This window comes from Methylocystis sp. S23 (assembly GCF_054106005.1).
Window position 1 is genome coordinate 2,380,531 of the sequence record NZ_CM134185.1, and the last position, 17,576, is coordinate 2,398,106.

General features: G+C 65.6%; 13 protein-coding genes and 2 pseudogenes. 3 read left to right on the forward strand and 12 right to left on the reverse strand.

Annotation, left to right across the window (positions count from 1 at the left end; translation table 11 throughout):
• Positions 1-263 precede the first annotated feature (263 nt).
• The 5 genes from ACV7JP_RS11740 to ACV7JP_RS11760 all read right to left on the reverse strand — a co-directional run bounded on the left by ACV7JP_RS11740 (position 264) and on the right by ACV7JP_RS11760 (position 5,607).
• Positions 264-1,010: an ABC transporter ATP-binding protein gene (locus ACV7JP_RS11740; protein ID WP_457795864.1), complete on the reverse strand. Its 747-nt coding sequence runs from the start codon at positions 1,008-1,010 to the stop codon at positions 264-266.
• Positions 952-1,707: an ABC transporter permease gene (locus ACV7JP_RS11745; protein WP_457795865.1), complete on the reverse strand. Its 756-nt coding sequence runs from the start codon at positions 1,705-1,707 to the stop codon at positions 952-954. Before ACV7JP_RS11745 ends, ACV7JP_RS11740 begins: the two co-directional genes overlap by 59 nt.
• Positions 1,704-2,672, reverse strand: a complete 969-nt coding sequence (locus ACV7JP_RS11750; protein WP_457799074.1) for an ABC transporter substrate-binding protein — start codon at positions 2,670-2,672, stop codon at positions 1,704-1,706. Before ACV7JP_RS11750 ends, ACV7JP_RS11745 begins: the two co-directional genes overlap by 4 nt.
• A 75-nt stretch (positions 2,673-2,747) precedes the next feature.
• Positions 2,748-3,620 (reverse strand): IS4 family transposase, encoded by an 873-nt coding sequence (locus ACV7JP_RS11755; protein WP_457795866.1) that lies wholly within the window; start codon positions 3,618-3,620, stop codon positions 2,748-2,750.
• Between the two features lie 751 nt (positions 3,621-4,371).
• The gene (locus ACV7JP_RS11760; protein WP_457795867.1) at positions 4,372-5,607 is read right to left on the reverse strand and encodes a glycosyltransferase family 4 protein; all 1,236 of its coding nucleotides are present in this window, start codon (positions 5,605-5,607) and stop codon (positions 4,372-4,374) included.
• 302 nt (positions 5,608-5,909) lie between these two features.
• On the opposite strand from ACV7JP_RS11760, the gene ACV7JP_RS11765 reads away from it, so the two are divergent.
• Positions 5,910-7,727, forward strand: coding sequence for a putative bifunctional diguanylate cyclase/phosphodiesterase (locus ACV7JP_RS11765; protein ID WP_457795868.1), 1,818 nt, complete (start codon positions 5,910-5,912; stop codon positions 7,725-7,727).
• Between the two features lie 121 nt (positions 7,728-7,848).
• On the forward strand, positions 7,849-9,864 hold the full coding sequence (gene parE / locus ACV7JP_RS11770; RefSeq protein WP_457795869.1) for a DNA topoisomerase IV subunit B: 2,016 nt from the start codon (positions 7,849-7,851) through the stop codon (positions 9,862-9,864).
• 184 nt (positions 9,865-10,048) lie between these two features.
• Here the strand turns inward: parE and ACV7JP_RS11775 are convergent.
• The 3 genes and pseudogenes from ACV7JP_RS11775 to ACV7JP_RS11785 all read right to left on the reverse strand — a co-directional run bounded on the left by ACV7JP_RS11775 (position 10,049) and on the right by ACV7JP_RS11785 (position 12,498).
• Positions 10,049-10,809, reverse strand: a pseudogene (locus tag ACV7JP_RS11775) (IS5 family transposase).
• A gap of 87 nt (positions 10,810-10,896) precedes the next feature.
• Positions 10,897-11,651, reverse strand: a protein-coding gene (locus tag ACV7JP_RS11780) for an IS5 family transposase (RefSeq protein WP_457799075.1) whose coding sequence is annotated in 2 segments (ribosomal slippage) — positions 10,897-11,087 and positions 11,087-11,651 — 756 coding nt in all. Because the reading frame shifts where the segments join, the coding sequence is not laid out codon by codon here.
• Between the two features lie 94 nt (positions 11,652-11,745).
• Positions 11,746-12,498: pseudogene (locus ACV7JP_RS11785) on the reverse strand (IS5 family transposase).
• A 149-nt stretch (positions 12,499-12,647) separates the two neighbouring features.
• On the opposite strand from ACV7JP_RS11785, the gene ACV7JP_RS11790 reads away from it, so the two are divergent.
• Entirely contained in the window at positions 12,648-13,703 is a 1,056-nt protein-coding gene (locus ACV7JP_RS11790) for a sensor histidine kinase (RefSeq protein ID WP_457799076.1), read from the forward strand.
• Positions 13,704-13,706: 3 nt separating this feature from the next.
• Here ACV7JP_RS11790 and ACV7JP_RS11795 read toward each other — a convergent pair whose 3' ends face one another.
• From ACV7JP_RS11795 to argJ, 4 genes are all read right to left on the reverse strand, one after another.
• Positions 13,707-15,086: a DUF2252 domain-containing protein gene (locus ACV7JP_RS11795; RefSeq protein ID WP_457795870.1), complete on the reverse strand. Its 1,380-nt coding sequence runs from the start codon at positions 15,084-15,086 to the stop codon at positions 13,707-13,709.
• A 52-nt stretch (positions 15,087-15,138) separates the two neighbouring features.
• Positions 15,139-15,540: a (deoxy)nucleoside triphosphate pyrophosphohydrolase gene (locus ACV7JP_RS11800; RefSeq protein ID WP_457795871.1), complete on the reverse strand. Its 402-nt coding sequence runs from the start codon at positions 15,538-15,540 to the stop codon at positions 15,139-15,141.
• An 8-nt stretch (positions 15,541-15,548) separates the two neighbouring features.
• Positions 15,549-16,067, reverse strand: a complete 519-nt coding sequence (locus ACV7JP_RS11805; protein WP_457795872.1) for a carboxypeptidase regulatory-like domain-containing protein — start codon at positions 16,065-16,067, stop codon at positions 15,549-15,551.
• Positions 16,068-16,309: 242 nt separating this feature from the next.
• The gene (gene argJ, locus ACV7JP_RS11810) at positions 16,310-17,557 is read right to left on the reverse strand and encodes a bifunctional glutamate N-acetyltransferase/amino-acid acetyltransferase ArgJ (RefSeq protein ID WP_457795873.1); all 1,248 of its coding nucleotides are present in this window, start codon (positions 17,555-17,557) and stop codon (positions 16,310-16,312) included.
• Between the last annotated feature and the right edge of the window lie 19 nt (positions 17,558-17,576).

A 17,576-nucleotide genomic window follows, 5' to 3' on the forward strand; every position in this document is an offset into this window, starting at 1 on the left:
ACAATCTCGGACGCTGGCGCCCCTACCTCCCCTTTACGGGGAGGTCGGCGGTCGAAGACCGCCGGGTGGGGTTCGCGCCACCATAACATTGATGGGGGCTTTACCCCACCCGACCCCGCCATAGCCCGTCTGTAAGACGGGCGTCTTCCAGACGCCCTTTGGCGGGGCCACCCTCCCCGTAAAGGGGAGGGATTCGCTAACGCCCAGCGTTTTTCAAACCGTTTGTTAATGAACCGGCCCGTCCGGAATTTCATAGTGAAAAATCATTGAGCGCGCGCCGTCGCCAGCGCCGCCTTTGCGCGCGCTTCCAGGGCCTCGGCGGCTTCTTTCGTCAATCGGCCGCGCGGCGTTGCGACATCCAGCGTTTCGACGACATGGGCGGGGCGCGGCGAGAGCAGGAAGATCCGATCCGCGAGCGCGATGGCCTCTTCAAGGTCATGCGTGACGATCAGCGTCGTGATGCGCTTTTCCTCGATGAGCGCGGCGATCCGGTCGCGCAGGTCGCGCGCCAGCGCGGCGTCGAGCGAGACGAGCGGCTCGTCGAGCAGCAGCAGATCGGGCTTTACGGCCAGCGCGCGGGCGAGCGAGACCCGGCGCGCGAGGCCGAGCGACAATTCGCCGGGGAAATGCGCGGCGTGTTCGGCGAGCGACAATTCGGCGAGGAGCGCCGCGATCTCCTTCTCGCTCGCTTCCGGCGCGGCGATGCGGATATTGTCGGCGACGCTGCGCCAGGGCAGGAGGCGCGGCTCCTGAAAGACCATGCCGAGCCGCCCATGGGCCGGCAGATGGATATGGCCGGCATAATCCCGGTCGAGTCCCGCGATCAGTTTGAGCAGGGTCGTCTTGCCGCAGCCGGACGGGCCGACGACGGCGCCCGCCTGTCCAAAGGGCAGCGTCAGGCGCAGATTTTCGAGCGCGCGCAGCGGCCGCCCGTCGGCGCGATGATGGTCCTTATGCGCGATCGCGACGTCCAGGGGCGCCGCGCCGCCAGCGGGCGAGGTGTCGTTCAAGGGGCTGCACCAGAAATGTCTCGACGCCGAGCATGAGGGCGACGAAGGGAAGGGCGTAGGCGAAGAGCAGCTTCATGTCGAATTGCTGGAACGCCATATTGATCTCGAAGCCGACGCCATTGGAGCGGCCGAGCAGCTCCACGACGAGGACGATCTTCCAGACGAGCGACAGTCCCGAGCGCGTCGCCGCCGCGAAATAGGGCGCGAGCTGCGGTAGAACCACATGCCTCGCGCGCGCCGCCCGCGAGAGGCGGAACGCCTCCGCCATTTCCTCCAGTTGCGGATCGAGCGCGCGGGCGCCTTCGCGGATCACGACGACGGCGTTGGGCAGCTTGTTGAGCGCCACGGCGCCGATGGCGGCGGCTTCCGTCAGTCCCGCCCAGACATAGGCGAGCACGATGACGACGAGCGCGGGGAGATTGAGGAGAAAGACGAGCCAGGGATCGAGCAGCCGGTCGGCGATCCTGTTGCGTCCCATGAGATAGCCGATCGCCGCGCCAAGGCTCATGGCGAGCGCGAAGGAGGCGGCGACGCGCGCGAGCGTGACGGCGAGATTGGAGAAGAGCGCGCCGGAACGGGCTTCCTCCATGATCGTCTCGAAGACGGGGAGCGGCCCCGGCAGGCGGCGCGGCTCGGAAAACCATGCGGCGGCCTGCCAAAGACCGATAAGCGCCGCGAGCGAGACGAGACGGATCAACGCCCGGGGGCTCCGCCGGCTTTGTAAAAGGTTCCGGGATCGAGCGTCTTGCCGGGGCCGACGAGCTTCTCGCCGCCGATCTTCGCCAGCGCCTTGTAGAGCGCCGCCGCGTCGGCCTCTTCTTCCGCGACGCCGCGCGTCGGAACGCCCGCGACATAGCGCTTGCGGTAGATGTCGAGCGTCGCGGCGTCCTTCGGACCGATGCGTTGCGCCGCCGCCGCCCAGGCCTTGTCGTCGGAGGCGATGAGCGACTTGGCTTTCGCCGTCATGGCGAAGAAGCGCGACAGCGCATCGCGGTTCTTCGCCGCGAAGCCTTCGTCGAAGACATAGCCCGTGACGACGGCGTTCCCCTTGGCGCCGAGCGTCCTTTCGACATCGGCGATCTCGATGGCGCGGGTAAAGCCCTTGCCTTCGAGGTCGGCGGCGAAATTCCAGAATTCCAGCGCCGCGTCGAGCTCGCCCTGTAAAGCCTTCTCGGCGATGAGCGGGGGCGCGCCGTAGAGGATGGTCGCGCGCTTTTCGAGATCGACGCCCTGTTTCAGCGCGACGGCCTTGAGGAGCAGCCAGCTCTTGTCGAGCGGTCCGCCCGCGACGCCGAGCTTCTTGCCGGCGAGGTCCTTCACGCCCTTGATCGACGCGTCTCTGGTCATCACGGCGCCGACGCCGGTGGAATAGGGATAAAGCGTGAGCTTTGCGCCCTGCGCGCGTTCGCGCGCGACCCACAGCCAGTCCGAGACGACGATGTCGGCGCTTCCGCCCTGAATGGCGATCTTGCCGGCTTCGGGCGAGGCGAGCTCCGTCACCTCGAGCTCGAGCCCCGCATCCTTATCGAGGCCGAAGGCCTTGACGACCGCCATCTCCCAGCCGGTCGTGCCCGTCTTCTGCAAGGCGAGGCGCAGCTTCTCGGCGCGTGTGGGCGTGGCGAAAAGGAGAGCGGCGGCAAGAAGGGCGAAGCGGCGTTTCATCATCTTCCCTGCGATATTTTTGAACGAATCGATCGGGCCGCGCGCTCCCTCTCCCCGCTTGCGGGGCTAGCAGATTCACACATCTGTGTTGGTTAGCGGCGGCGTTGGTTGGGTGACGGCGATGGCGTATTTTCCGTGCTGGAATTTGAGCCATCCGGCGAGCATGACGACGGGGCCGGGTTTTCCGTAATAGCCGGTCCAGCCGCCGAGGCGGGCGAGCACCCAGGACGCATAGGCCAGGGACCCTCGCGGATGTGGGTTCTTCTGACGCTGCGTCTTGCCTTCGAGGGTGGCGCAATAGGCTTCCAGCAGCGGTTGGTCCTTGGGCTCGAAGGCGTCGAGGAGCGGGCGCAGACGTTGCGGGTCGCCGCCGTCCCGGGCGTGGACGAGTTGTTGGATCGTCACGGCCGCGATCAACGTCGCGGCCGCCAGGGTCTGGCGCGGCGCGTCGTCTTCCATCCGCACGGCCTCGATGTCGAAGCCGCCGGTCTTCATCGTGCGGAACAACTGCTCGATCGCCCAACGGCGTCGATACAGATCGACGACCTCGAGCGCTTGCGCGAGGCGGTCGACGGGGCGCGTCGTGATCAGACGCCAATGGACGTTTTCGCCTGGGGGCGGGTCGATCTCGCGCACGTCGACGAGATGGACCGCGATCGTCGAGGGGTCGTTCTGGGCCGCGCCGTTCCGGGGCCGCGCGAGATCAAAGCGCCCATGCCGGACGGCCAGTGTCGCTTCGCGCGCCGGCCGTCCGGGCCTCGCCGGAAGCGACAGCGTCGCCCGCCCGGCCTCCTCCAGCGCATCCAGGCGCGCAAACAGTCGCTCGCCATCCTCCAGCGCGCGGTCCTGCGCGGCGCGCACGAGGAGGTGAACTCCCGGCGGGCGCCGCGCGAAGGCGGAATAAATATCGCTCTCGCGATCGGCCACGACCGTGACCTCGCGCGCCAAAGCGCAAACTTTCGCCGCCGCCGCCGCGCCTCCAGCCAGCGCCGGCTTTCCTTGTCCTCGATCGGCCGCTGACGCCGATCCGCCTTGCGTCCCGTCGCGCGTTCAAGGAACTGCGCGTGCGCCAGACCCACGATCGAACCGTCCTCGGCGTCGACGACGAGGGTCGGATGCAGATAGAGCCCGCCGCCGCCCCCGGACTTGACGACCGTCGTGTCCTGTATCGCCAGGACCGCGCGCCCGGCGCAACGCGCCGACGCGCGCGCGGCCGCCGTGGCGAACATCTCCGCGCCGGTCACCGCCCGATTGCGAAGAAAGCGCGTGATCTTAATCTCACCGGCCCGGTCGCCGCCGAGCCGACGAATGCGTATGCCCCCGCCGCCCTCCGCCACCAGCCGGGAAAGCAGAAAGGCCCCCTTTTTCCAGTCGCGCGTCGCCAAAGCGACCCAGCGTCCGTCCGTCCATCGTCCGTCCCTCCGATTCCTTCAAATGGAATCAGACGCCCAGGCCACATGCAACCAAGATGTGTGAATGCGGTAGGCTTGCGGGGAGAGGGTCGGGGCGAGGGGCGAGGCAAAAGCGCCGATCTTTCACGAAGGCCATGATTTGCTGGCATGATCGACAAAGTTCGTTGTGGACCCCTTGCCCCTCTCCCCGCGAGCGGGGAAAGGGTGAGGGCGCCGTTGGCGCGATTATTTCGTCGCGTCGTCTTACCGCAGGACGCCCTGCCCGTCGATTGCGGGAAAATATCCCGTCAGGCGCTCGCGCGCCGCGCCAGCGCCGCTTCATAGACCGCGAGCGTCTCGGCCACATGCCGCTCCAGGGTCGCGGGCGCCGCCCAATAGGAATCATAGGCTCGGCGGGACATTTCGGAAATCACCGCGTCATTCTTCGCCTCGCGGATCGCCGAGGCGAGAGAGTCCGCGTCGCCGCTCTCGAACCACAGGCCCGTGACGCCGTCCTCGACCGCTTCCCGCGCGGCGCAGCCATTGGCGACGATCGCCGGCGTGCCCACCGCCTTGGCCTCCAGCGCCGTGAGGCCGAACGTCTCGTGCCAAAGAGAGGGAAAGACCAGCGCGCGCGCCGCCCGCATGGCTTCGCGCGCCTGCGCCGGCGATTTCCAGCCCAGCAGCCGCGCCTGCGGAAAGCGCGTCCGCAACTCCGCCGATATCGGGCCGTCGCCGACGAAGACGGGCGTGACTCCCGCCCGTTTCGCCGCTTCTGCAAAAAGGAAGGCGCCCTTTTCGGGGGAGAGGCGTCCGACGAAAAGGAAGTCGCCGCTTCGCGGGTCTTCCTTATGGCCGAGCGGCTCCGCCTCGACAGGGTTGGTCACGCGGTGGATCGTCGCGCGCTCGGGCAGGCAGGCGGCGAGCGCTTTCTCCTGGAGATCGGAAAGAAGCAGAATGTCCGAGAAGGTTTCCGCGAGATGCGCGACATGCTGCGCGACGAACATGCGGGCGTTGCGCCACAGCTTGAAGGGATAGTTGCGCGAGTCGCAATTCGTCGCCCAGCAGGCGAGCGACATCGGCTCCAGCGGACAGACTTTGCTCTGCTGGAAATTATAGAATCCGCCATTCGGGCAATGCAAAAAGAATTCGTGCATCGTATAGACGGCCGGCAGTTCCGCCGCCTGTATGGGCCTGGCGATCGCCGCCGACAGCGCCTTAGCCCAGCCATGCACATGGACGACGGTGCGGTCGTAGGAGAGTTCGTCGAGAGTCCTTCCCAAAACGGCCGCCGCCCGCCCGTTCCAGACGCCCTGGCGGGCGGCGGCGAGCCGGGAGGGATTGCCCAATATGTCAGGCTGGCCGAGGCAGACGACCTCGACGCCCGCCGTCGCAAGACGCTCGTCAACCGGGCCGCAGGCCGCAAAGAACACGACGCGCGCCCCCGCCGTCTTGAGGCCGATCGCGCTTTCAATGGCCACTTTGGATTGTCCGCCGCTGACATAGGCGTGATCGACGCAGATGACGACGGTGAGCTGGGACATGGTCGCTCCGAAGCGGGAAGCGGACAGTATAAATGCGGCTGCTTGCGGGCCGGTAAACCAAGCCGGCGGCAAGCCGTTTTTCGGAAAGCTTTTTTAAGCTTTGGCGCGCATTCTCGGCCTGTCTGCAATTTGTGGCTGTTCTGTTTTCCTGGTCGGGTCGGGTCGCCGTCAGGCCGGGGGGTTGGTTGGGGGGCGCCGTCGGGCGGAGCAGGCGGGCCGGGCGAGCGCGACGATCGCGACGCATCGTTTTTCGCAGGCTCGAAATGTCCGAATTCCACTGCGGCGGCTGCGAGAGGCCGTCTATGCTCGGATTGCGCGCCCTACAGCACGACGTGCTCGAAGGCATTGCGCGCGACCTGCCGGTGCGGGCCGTCATGAACCGGCTGTGTCTCCAGGCGGAGCGCCTCGCGCCCGACGTCGTGTGCTCCATTCTGTCCGTCGACGCCCAAGGGCGCCTGAAGCCACTGGCGGCGCCGAGCCTGCCGCAGAATTTTTCCGCCGCGATCGACGGCTTGCGGGTCGGGCCGCATATGGGCTCCTGCGGGACCGCCGCCTATCTCGGCGAATCCGTCGAGGTCGTCGACATCGCGACCGACCCGCTCTGGTCGAGGTTCAAGGATCTGGCCCTGCCGCTGGGCCTGCGCGCCTGCTGGTCCTCGCCGATCTATGCGTCGGACGGACGCGTCGTCGGAACTTTCGCTTTCTATTACCGCTCCTGTCGGGGTCCGAGCAATATCGAGCGCACCATCGTCGAGGCCTGCGTCAATCTTTGCGCCATCGCGCTGGAGCAGGAAGAGCGCAAGGAAAGCATTCAGCGGCTCGCTTATTTCGACGGCCTTACCGGCGTCGCCAACCGCTCCGCTTTCGAGCAGCACGCGAATCTCGCGCTCGCGGCCGCCGCCCGGGGCGGGACAAACGTCGCCATTCTCTGGATCGATCTCGACAATTTCAAAAGCGTCAACGACACGCTCGGCCATCAGGCGGGGGACGTGCTGCTCAAGACCGTTTCGCAGCGTCTTGGCGCGGTTCTGAAATCCGGCGAGTTTCTCGCGCGCATGGGCGGAGACGAATTCGTCGTCCTGCAATCGCCGGCGTCGAGCCGCGCGGACATACAGGCGCTCGCGCGGCGGCTGAGCGCGGCGACCAACCAGCCGGTCGAGCTCAACGGGGCCATGACGACGGTCGGCGCGAGCATCGGAATTTCCCGCGCGCCACAGGACGGCTTCGATCTGACGCAGTTGATGAAGAAGGCCGATCTCGCCCTCTATGAGGCAAAGGGGCAGATCGCCGGGAGCTTCAGCTTCTTCAGCCGCGACATGGAGGCGAAGATGGCCTCGCGCTGGCAGATGGAGCAGGAGCTGGGACACGCGCTTGAGCGGGGTGAGTTCGAGCTTCATTTCCAGCCGATCGTCGATCTCGCCGCGCTGGAGGTTTCCGGCTTCGAGGCGCTGCTGCGCTGGCGCCGCCCGGGATATGGACTCCTCAGTCCGTCGCATTTCCTTCCCGCCGCGGAAAAGGCGGGGCTCATTCGCGAGATCGGCGACTGGGCGCTGCGCGAGGCCTGTCTGCTCGGGGCGACTCTGCCGGCGCGGATTCGCATCGCCGTGAATCTTTCGTCGACGCAGCTCGTCAAGCCGGGCTTCGCGCTCGACGTGGCGGCCGCCATCGCCGCCTGCGACTTCTCGCCCTCGCGGCTGGAGCTGGAGATCACGGAATCCGTGTTGCTTCTGGAAAACGACGCGACTCAAAGCTGTCTGGGCGATCTGCGCCAGCTCGGCGTCTCCATCGCGCTTGACGATTTCGGCACGGGCTATTCGGCGCTTTCCCATCTGCGCGCCTTTCCGGTCGATCGGATCAAGATCGACCGCTCCTTCGTTCAGGAGGTGGACGCCCGGCGCGAGACGGCCTCCATCATCCGCGCCATTATCGGGCTCGCGGGCGAGCTCGGCGTCAGGACGACGGCGGAAGGCATTGAGACGCAGTCTCAGCTTCGGATGCTGCACAGCTTCGGCTGCAACGAGATCCAGGGCTATCTGATCAGCCGGCCCAGGCCGCTTTCGGCCTTCCAGGGGATTTCACGCGCCTCGGGCGCAAGCGCGCCGGCGGCGAAGGCCGGCTGACGGGAAGGCGCGCGACAAGGCGCTGGAGGCGAAGGAAGCCTATGAGGACGCGCTGCGCCGGAAGTTCTTCGGCTTCTGACGCCCTCGCGCGCTCGGGCTCGAATCACGCTAATATCGGCCCATGGCCACGAAACCTGATCTTTTCGGCGGCGCGCCCCGCAAGGCGCCCGCGCCCAGACCCGCAGCAAAAGCCGCTCCGGCCGAATATTCCGCCGCCTCCATCGAGGTGCTGGAGGGGCTGGAGCCCGTCCGCCGGCGCCCCGGAATGTATATTGGCGGCACGGACGAGGCGGCGATGCACCACCTCTTCGCCGAGGTGCTGGACAACGCCATGGACGAGGCCGTCGCCGGCCACGCCACCTTCATTGAGGTGACGCTGGAGGCCGGCGGCTGGCTGACGGTCACAGATAATGGCCGCGGCATTCCCGTCGGCCCGCATCCCAAGATGAAGGACAAGTCCGCGCTGGAGGTCGTGATGACCGTCCTGCACGCCGGCGGCAAATTCGACAGCGGCGCTTATCAGACGTCGGGCGGCCTGCACGGCGTCGGCGTCTCGGTCGTGAACGCGCTTTCCGAGAAGGTCGAGGTCGAGGTCGCGATCGAGCAGCAGCTCTATCGCATGGAATTTTCGCGCGGCCTGCCGCTCGGCAAGCTGCAGAAGCTCGGCAGGATCAATAATCGCCGCGGCACGCGCGTCCGCTTCAAGCCCGATCCGCAGATCTTCGGCGAGAACGCGCATTGGAAGCCGGCGCGCCTTTTCCGCATGTCGCGCTCCAAGGCCTATCTTTTCGGCGGCGTCGAAATACGCTGGCGCTGCGATCCCTCGCTGATCGAGCCGGGCTCGGACGTTCCGGTTGAGGCGGTGCTGCGCTTCCCCGGCGGCCTGAAGGATTATCTCGCCCGCGAGATCCACGGCAAGGAGCTCGTCACCGACCAGCCCTTCATCGGCAAGGTGACGCGCGAGGGCGGCCACGGCTCGCTCGAATGGGCCGTATCCTGGCTCGCGGAGGATGACGGCTTCATCCATTCCTACTGCAACACGATCCCGACCCCCGACGGCGGCACGCATGAAGCGGGGTTCCGCAATGCGCTGCTGAAGGCGTTGAAGGATCACGCCGAACGCATCAATCAGTCGAAGCGCGCCAGGGACGTGACGGGCGACGACGTGATGGGCCAGGCCGCCGCGATGATCTCCGTCTTCATTCGCGAGCCGGAATTCCAGGGCCAGAACAAGTCCCGCCTCATGACGGTCGAAGCGTCGCGCGTCGTCGAGCAGACGGTGCGCGACGCCTTCGACCATTGGCTCGCCGCCGCGCCGACTCAGGCCAACAAGCTGCTCGAATTCGCCATTGCGCGCGCGGAAGAGAGATTGCGCCGCCGCGCCGAAAAGGACATCGCCCGCAAGACGGCGACGCGCAAATTGCGCCTGCCGGGCAAGCTCGTCGACTGCACCAATAATTCGGCGCAAGGCTCCGAGCTTTTCATCGTCGAGGGCGACTCGGCCGGCGGCTCGGCGAAGGAGGCGCGCAATCGCACGACGCAGGCCATTCTGCCCCTGCGGGGCAAGATACTGAACGTCGCCTCCGCGACGAAGGACAAGCTCCTCGCCAATCAGCAGCTCGCCGATCTCACGCAGGCGCTGGGCTGCGGCCTCGGCGCCCATTATCGCGAGGAGGAGCTGCGCTATGAGAAGGTGATCGTGATGACGGACGCCGACGTCGACGGCGCCCATATCGCGTCGCTTCTCATCACCTTCTTCTATCGCCAGATGCCGCGCCTCATCGAGAAGGGCCATCTCTATCTGGCGCAGCCGCCGCTCTACAAGCTCACCCAGGGACCGAAGACGGTTTACGCGCGCGACGACGATCATCGCGAGGATCTGATCAGGACCGTCCTGACCGGCAAGGGCAAGGTGGAGGTCAACCGCTTCAAGGGCCTGGGCGAAATGAGCGCGCAGCAGCTCAAGGAAACGACCATGGACCCCGGCAGGCGCACGCTGCTCAAGGTCGTTCTCGCGGGCGAGGAGCGCGAGGAGGTCGCCGATTGCGTCGAGCGGCTGATGGGCAACAAGCCCGAGGCGCGCTTCGCCTTCATTCAGGAGAAGGCGGCGTTCGCGACCGATCTTCTGGACGTTTGACGCGCCGTCATTGCGAGGAGCGGAGCGACGAAGCAAATCCAGGGGCCGCATTGGGGCTCTGGATTGCTTCGCTTCGCTCGCAATGACGGAGATCCCGAGAGGGAGGGAGAGTGTATGGAGCGCGCTCCATGCGAAAAATCGGTTCCCACTTTTTCGCGAGCCGCGCTCTAGGCTGTGTGGACAGTTATCTGAGCCATAGGACGATTGCGGCGAGGGTTACGACCGCTCGATAGTTTCGGGCGGTTTTTTCGAAGCGGGTTGCAACGCGGCGGAACTGCTTGAGTTTTGAGAAGCAGCATTCGACGAGATGGCGCTGAGTATAAAGATGCTTGTCGAGCGGATATTTGAGCGCACGTGACGGGTTGTTTGGGATGACGGCAAGCGCGCCCTTCGCGGCGATGGCTTGGCGCAAATAATTGGCGTCATAGGCGGTATCGGCCATGACGACCTCTGCGGGCAGTCCCTCGATCAACGCCACGGCTTGCGGGGCGTCGCCCTTCTGACCGGCGGTCAGCGTGAACCGTCAGGACATCCCAAGCCGCGAACGGCCAGATGTATCTTGGTGCTCAGGCCGCCGCGCGAACGCCCGATCGCCTGATCTTCAGGCCCCCTTTTTCGCCCCGGCAGCGTGCTGATGCGCCCGGACGATCGTGGAGTCGACGATCAGATATTCGAAGTCAGAATCGTCAGACATCGCCTCGAAAACCCGATGCCAGACCCCTTGGCGCTCCATCGACTGAAGCGCCGAAACACACTGTTCCACTCCCCAAACGCTTCCGGAAGATCGCGCCAGGGGGAACCCGTGCGCACGATCCACAGCACGCCCTCCACAAACATCCGGTTGTCGCGGCCGGTCGAGCCCTTCTGGTCAGGCCGGCCAATGATCAGCGGAGCCATCCGCTCCCACGCCGTGTCCGTCAAAACCAATCGATCCATCACACCCAAGGCCGCCTCCCCAAAAGAACTCTTGAATCTGATTTGCGACCAAATGGGAATCCCTTAGAGTCCACAGGACCTAGGACGGATCGACATTCAGCGTAACCAGAGAATGGCTGCGGCGAGGAAAGCGAAGCCGGCGAAGTGGATGGTTCGACGTTCGTAGCGGGTGGCGAAGCGTCGGAAGTGCTTGAGGCGGTTGAAGCATCGCTCGATGCGATTGCGCTGCTTGTAGGCGATGGCGTCATGCGGGATGATGATCTTGCGGGTGCGATTTGAAGGGATCACGGCTTCGCGCCGATATCGGCGATGATGGCGCGCAAGGCATTGCTGTCATAGGCTTTGTCGGCCAGCACGGCATTGCCTGTCTGTCCTTCGAGCAGGGCGGGAGCCTGGGTGACGTCGCCCACCTGGCCGGCAGTGACGATGAGGCGCAGTGGTCGGCCCAGTGTGTCGGCGAGCATGTGGATTTTGGTGGTCAGTCCCCTCGGGAACGCCCCAGCGCCTGATTCTTGGCCCCCTTTTCCGCTCGCCGCCTGCTGATGTGCGCGGACGATGGTGCTGTCGAGCATCAGATACTTGTTGTCCCGGTCCGCGGTCAGCGCCTCGAACACGCGCTCCCATATCCCCGCATGGCACCAGCGGCTGAAGCGGCGATGCACCGTCTTCCATTTGCCATAGCGATCGGGCAGGTCGCGCCAGTGCGCGCCCGACCGCAGAACCCACAGACATCCGTTCACAAACAATCGGTTATCCGAGCCAGTGCGTCCCGGATCACTCGCCTTGCCCGGCAGCAACGGCGCAATCCGCGCCCATTGTGCCTCGCTCAACTCATATCGCTTAACGCCCATCATTGGCCTCCGCTCAAATCGCGGAACCCTATGAATCAGCACTTACGCCGTTTGGGAATCCTGAATGTCGATCCGTCCTAGGCTGTGTGGACAGTTATCTGAGCCATAGGACGATTGCGGCGAGGGTTACGACCGCTCGATAGTTTCGGGCGGTTTTTTCGAAGCGGGTTGCAACGCGGCGGAACTGCTTGAGTTTTGAGAAGCAGCATTCGACGAGATGGCGCTGAGTATAAAGATGCTTGTCGAGCGGATATTTGAGCGCACGTGACGGGTTGTTTGGGATGACGGCAAGCGCGCCCTTCGCGGCGATGGCTTGGCGCAAATAATTGGCGTCATAGGCGGTATCGGCCATGACGACCTCTGCGGGCAGTCCCTCGATCAACGCCACGGCTTGCGGGGCGTCGCCCTTCTGACCGGCGGTCAGCGTGAACCGTCAGGACATCCCAAGCCGCGAACGGCCAGATGTATCTTGGTGCTCAGGCCGCCGCGCGAACGCCCGATCGCCTGATCTTCAGGCCCCCTTTTTCGCCCCGGCAGCGTGCTGATGCGCCCGGACGATCGTGGAGTCGACGATCAGATATTCGAAGTCAGAATCGTCAGACATCGCCTCGAAAACCCGATGCCAGACCCCCTTGGCGCTCCATCGACTGAAGCGCCGAAACACACTGTTCCACTCCCCAAACGCTTCCGGAAGATCGCGCCAGGGGGAACCCGTGCGCACGATCCACAGCACGCCCTCCACAAACATCCGGTTGTCGCGGCCGGTCGAGCCCTTCTGGTCAGGCCGGCCAATGATCAGCGGAGCCATCCGCTCCCACGCCGTGTCCGTCAAAACCAATCGATCCATCACACCCAAGGCCGCCTCCCCAAAAGAACTCTTGAATCTGATTTGCGACCAAATGGGAATCCCTTAGAGTCCACAGGACCTAGGCGCTCGCGCGCTCGGCTGTCCGGGCGTATAATGGGGCGTCCCAGCAAAGGTGATGCGTGAGCGACATGGACGCTTTCTTCGACGCAGGCGAGGCGCGCGCCGTCCCCTCGGGTTGCGATGCGATCAAGGACCAGGCCTATGCGCTCGAGCGCATGCAGCTCGCGCTCGACGCCGGCCGCACCGGCGTCTGGGACTGGAATCTCGTCACCGGCGAGGTGCATCTCGACGCGCGCGTGCGGCAATTATGGAGTCTGCCCGACGGCGTCGAGCCCGGCTTCGACGTGTTCCGCAGCGCCATTCATCCGCAGGACCGGCGCCGCAGCAAGGAGGCCGTCGGCCTCGCGCTCGACCCGACCTATGAGGGCGATTACGAGATCGAATATCGCGTCATCGGCGTGAAGGATCAGGTCGAACGATGGGTGTCGATCCGCGGCCGCACCTTTTTCGAGAAAGGGCGGGCGGTGCGCATTCTCGGCACGGCGCGCGACATCACCGAGCGCAAGATGCGCGAGCAGCATGTGCGCGTATTGCTGCGCGAATTGGTGCATCGTTCCAAGAACCTACTTGCGGTCGTGCAGGCCATGTCGCGCCAGACGGCGGCGGGCGCGCCTTCCGTGCAGGAATTCCAGCGCAAGTTCAGCGCGCGCCTGCAGGCGCTCTCCATGGCGCATGACCTTCTCGTTTCGCAGGACTGGCGCGGCGCCTCCATGCACGATCTCGTGCGCGCGCAAATGGCCTATTGCCTCGACGTGACGCGCGACAGCGTCTGCGAGCACGCCGCGATCGACGGGCCGAGGATCATGCTGAAGCCCGAGGCCGCGCAGAATATCGGCCTCGCGCTGCACGAGCTTGCGACCAACGCGCTGAGCTACGGCGCCTTGTCGCGGCCGGAAGGGAGCATCTCGCTTAAATGGGGTTTAGAGGAGGGCAGGCTGAATATCGAATGGCGCGAGAGCGGCGGCCCGGCCCTCGCCACGCCGCCCAAGGAGGGCTTCGGCCATAAGGTCGTGAAGCGGCTCGTCGCGCAGGCTCTCGACGGCGAGGCCACGCTGAGCTTTCCGCCCGACGGGCTGATCTGGACGCTCTCGATTCCCGCAAGCTTCGCGATGACGCGGGAGTAAGCGTCAAACGGCTTCGAGATCGGCGCAGTAGGCCTGGCGATCCTCCATTGTCTGTTTGGCGTAGAGCATGGCGAAGGAAGCGATGGCGTCGTCGAAAGCCTCGCCCTTGCCCATATAGCCCGCGATCACGGCCGGCTGCGAGGAGCGCGCATGCGCCCGGGCGAGCGCGCCGCCGCATAGCGCGACGTAACGCGGAAAGGCTTCATCCTTCAAAAGCTCGGCGATGCCGCTCAGGCGCCGCGTCTTGAGATGGCGCATATAGAAGCGGCCTTGCGCGTCGTCGCCGTCCGCGGCCGCGAGGAACAGATCCGTCGCCGCCTGCATGACGCGCTGTCCGGAGGCGACGCGCTTGCCCGGGGCGCCCCGCCATCGCGCGACCCCGAAGCGCTCCAGCGCCGATATCTGCGCCGCCTTGATCTGCAAAGCGAGCGGCTCGTCGTCCTCCGACATGTAAAGGGCGACGGCGCAGAAGACGCCGACGCTGCCGACGCCGACCGCCTTGAAAGCCGTGTCGCACAGGCGGTAGCGCGTAAAGAGCTTCGAGACGGGCTCCTGGAGGCCTTCATGCACGAGGCGCTCGAGGAGGCGCGGCAGGTCGATGCGGGCCTCGTCGTCGGACATGGAGTCGAGATGGCGCAGCTTCGGCGGCTTGTCGACGAAGCGCCAGCAGCCGGCGCGCGTCTTCTCAATCTTCGGCAGGCCGTCGGTCCTGTCCTCGGGGCCCTTGCCCTGATAGATCGCCGCGCTCAGCTTCTCATGCAGCACGCGGTCGCGCAGCGTCTCGACGACATCCCTCAGATGGACGCGCACATTCCAGATCTCATAGGGCGACATCACGGCGAGCTGCAGCATCCGCGCGCGATAGGCCTTTACCGCGCGTCGCGCGAAATCGCGCGCCTCGCCGCGCGCGTAATCCATATCGAGCGCGGCGACCGCGACGCTCGTCGCAAGGCGGCGCAGATCATAGACAATGTCGACGTCGGGAAGCGTCTCGTCGAAATCATTGACGTCGAAGAGAACATTCCCTTCCGGCGACGCATAGGCGCCGAAATTCATCAGATGGCAGTCGCCGCAGGCCTGCGCCTTCACGCCCGGCGCGATCTGCCGGGAAAGATCGAAGGCCATCACGTCCGCCGCGCCGCGCAGAAAAGCGAAGGGCGACTCCGTCATCAGCTCGCGACGCAGCGGGCGTAGCGACTTCAGCCGCGCGCCGACCGTTTCCCGGATGACGGCGAGCGGCGCGCGATCGGCGGGCGGCGCATAGTCCGCGAGCGCTTCGCGCGGCGCGGCTTCGCGCAGGCTCTTGCCGAATGCGTAGCGCTCCCGGCGGTTCAACCCGCCATCATCGGAACGGCCGCCATTATGTCTGTCGATCGTCGCCATGAGGAGGATAGTACTACCGGAGCGCGTCCATGCAATGACACGAAAATCCGTTCTATCCGAGCAGATCGATCAGCGGCGCGATGAGCGGGGCGTCGGCCGGGGGCATGTCGTATTTGCGCAAATCGCGCGCGCGCGCCCATTTCACCGCTTGCCCCTCGGCCGGCGTGACGACGCCCTCCCATTTGCGGCAGACATAGAGCGGCATGAGGAGATGAAACTCCTCATAGGCATGGCTCGCGAATGTGAGCGGCGCGAGGCAGGGCGCCTTGACGGCGATCGAAAGCTCCTCGGCGAGCTCGCGGATCAGCGCGTCCTCCGGCCGCTCGCCGGGATCGAGCTTGCCGCCCGGAAATTCCCACAGCCCCGCGAGCTGCTTGCCCGCCGGGCGTTGCGCGATGAGGACGCGATTGTCTGCGTCGACAAGCGCGCAGGCGACGACGAGGAGGAGCTTCATGCGGGCCTTTATTTGCCGGAGACGACTACCTCAACCGGCCTGGTTTCCCCGCCGGCGACGGTCACTTCCTCATATATCAGGCCGCCCTCGGAGAGAAATTTGTTCTCCGGCTTCCAGATGATTTGGGTGGAGACGTAGTAGCGTCCCGGCGGGACATTGGCGAATTCGAAGCGCCCGGTCGCGCCCGCCTTGGTCAGGCGCTGATGCGCGAGATAATCCGGGTCGGGATCGTTCTTCGGGATCGACGAAGCGGGTGCGAATTTGGCGCCGTGGAAATATTCGTCGAGCCGCGCCTTGGCGTAGCGCGTCGCCGGAATGAGGCGCACGACCTCGCCCGCCGCATAACGCACATTCACCGCGCCGGTCCTGTCCGGCAGGAAGGCGTGTCCCCTGATCGTCGTCGTCCCGGGCTTGTCGATGAAGGCGGCCTCGGACGGATCGAACCGCGCTTGCGAGGCGGGCTGCGCGGAGTTGCAGGCGAGAAGGAGGAAAGGAAGGAGAAGTGGGAAAAGGCGCGGGGAAAACATATGCGCGACGCTCCGGGACGATCTGCAATCGCGGCAGAGTTCCAGCTTGGTCGGCGAAACGCAAGGGCGGCGGAAATTGTTAGAAACCTGAACGCGTTGGAGAAGCCGCGCGATTCCCGCGATCGCGAGGAGCGACGCGGCGAAGCCCTCCGGGACGGCGGCGCGGCCCTGGATTGCGTCGCTTTGCTCGCAATGACGGTCTGCTCGCGTCCCCGCTTGCGAGGGGATCGTGGCGCTCGCGATCAGCTTCGGTAATCGCCGTTGATCGCGACATATTCCTTGGTGAGATCGCAGGTCCAGACAGTCGCGGCGCCGGCGCCGAGGCCGAGATCGACATTGATGACGATCTCCTGCCGCTTCATGATCTGCGAGACTTCCTGTTCGTTATAATCCGGATCGCGCAGGCCCTTGAAGGCCACGCGCACGCCGCCGAACCAGATGGCGAGCTTGTCGCGCTCGGCATATTCGCCGGATTTGCCGACGGCCATGACGATGCGGCCCCAATTGGCGTCCTCGCCGGCGATGGCGGTTTTCACCAACGGCGAGTTGGCGATGGAGAGCGCGATTTTCTTCGCGGCCTTGGCGCTCTCGGCGCCCGTCACCGTCACTTCGACGAATTTGCGCGCGCCTTCGCCGTCCTTCACCACCTGATGGGCGAGATCGAGCAGCACGGCGTCGAGCGCCTTCTTGAATTCCGCGAGGCGTTTGTCGGTCGCTTTTTCGATCTTCGGCGCGCCGCGCTTCCTCGCCGCGCCGGTCGCGAAGAGCAGCAGCGTGTCCGAGGTCGAAGTGTCGCTGTCGACCGTGATGGCGTTGAAGGAGCCTTGCACCGATTTGGCGAGCATCGCCTGCAGGGCCTCGGCGGCGATGGCCGCGTCGGTGAAGACGAAGGAGAGCATGGTGGCCATGTCGGGCGCGATCATGCCGGCCCCCTTGGCCATGCCGCTGATCGTCACCTCCACGCCGCCGATCGTCGCCTTGCGCGTCGCGAGCTTGGGGAAGGTGTCGGTCGTCATGATGGCGCGGGCGGCCTCGGCCCATGCGTCGGCCCGCGCCTCCTGGGCGAGCTTCTCCAGCACGCCCTCGAATTTCGTCGCGTCCAGCGGCTCGCCGATCACGCCGGTCGAGGCGATGAAGATCTGCCGGTCGCTTGCGCCCGTCGCCGCGGCGGCGATCCTGGCGGAGAGCTTCACGGCGTCGGCGCCCGCCTTGCCGGTGAAGGCGTTGGCGTTGCCCGAATTGACGAGGAGCGCCTTGGCCTTGCCGCCCTTGAGCTTCGCCCGGCACCAATCGACCGGCGCCGAGGGGCATTTGGACTTTGTGAAGACGCCTGCGACCGTCGCGCCTTCCTCCATGACGGCGAGCATGACGTCCGTGCGGCCGGCATAGCGGACGCCCGCGGCTCCCGCCGCGAAGCGCACGCCGTCGAGCGGCGGGATCTCTGGAACGGTTGCCGGCGCGAGCGGAGAGAGGGGCGCGTCATGGGCCATCTGAATCACCCTTGCTGAT

Coding starts and splice junctions, on each gene's coding strand:
- ACV7JP_RS11750 (WP_457799074.1), bottom strand. CDS start 2,672: ATGAAACGCCGCTTCGCCCTTCTTGCCGCCGCTCTCCTTTTCGCCACG.
- ACV7JP_RS11760 (WP_457795867.1), bottom strand. CDS start 5,607: ATGTCCCAGCTCACCGTCGTCATCTGCGTCGATCACGCCTATGTCAGC.
- ACV7JP_RS11765 (WP_457795868.1), top strand. CDS start 5,910: ATGCTCGGATTGCGCGCCCTACAGCACGACGTGCTCGAAGGCATTGCG.
- parE (WP_457795869.1), top strand. CDS start 7,849: ATGGCCACGAAACCTGATCTTTTCGGCGGCGCGCCCCGCAAGGCGCCC.
- ACV7JP_RS11790 (WP_457799076.1), top strand. CDS start 12,648: ATGGACGCTTTCTTCGACGCAGGCGAGGCGCGCGCCGTCCCCTCGGGT.
- ACV7JP_RS11795 (WP_457795870.1), bottom strand. CDS start 15,086: ATGGCGACGATCGACAGACATAATGGCGGCCGTTCCGATGATGGCGGG.
- ACV7JP_RS11800 (WP_457795871.1), bottom strand. CDS start 15,540: ATGAAGCTCCTCCTCGTCGTCGCCTGCGCGCTTGTCGACGCAGACAAT.
- ACV7JP_RS11805 (WP_457795872.1), bottom strand. CDS start 16,067: ATGTTTTCCCCGCGCCTTTTCCCACTTCTCCTTCCTTTCCTCCTTCTC.
- argJ (WP_457795873.1), bottom strand. CDS start 17,557: ATGGCCCATGACGCGCCCCTCTCTCCGCTCGCGCCGGCAACCGTTCCA.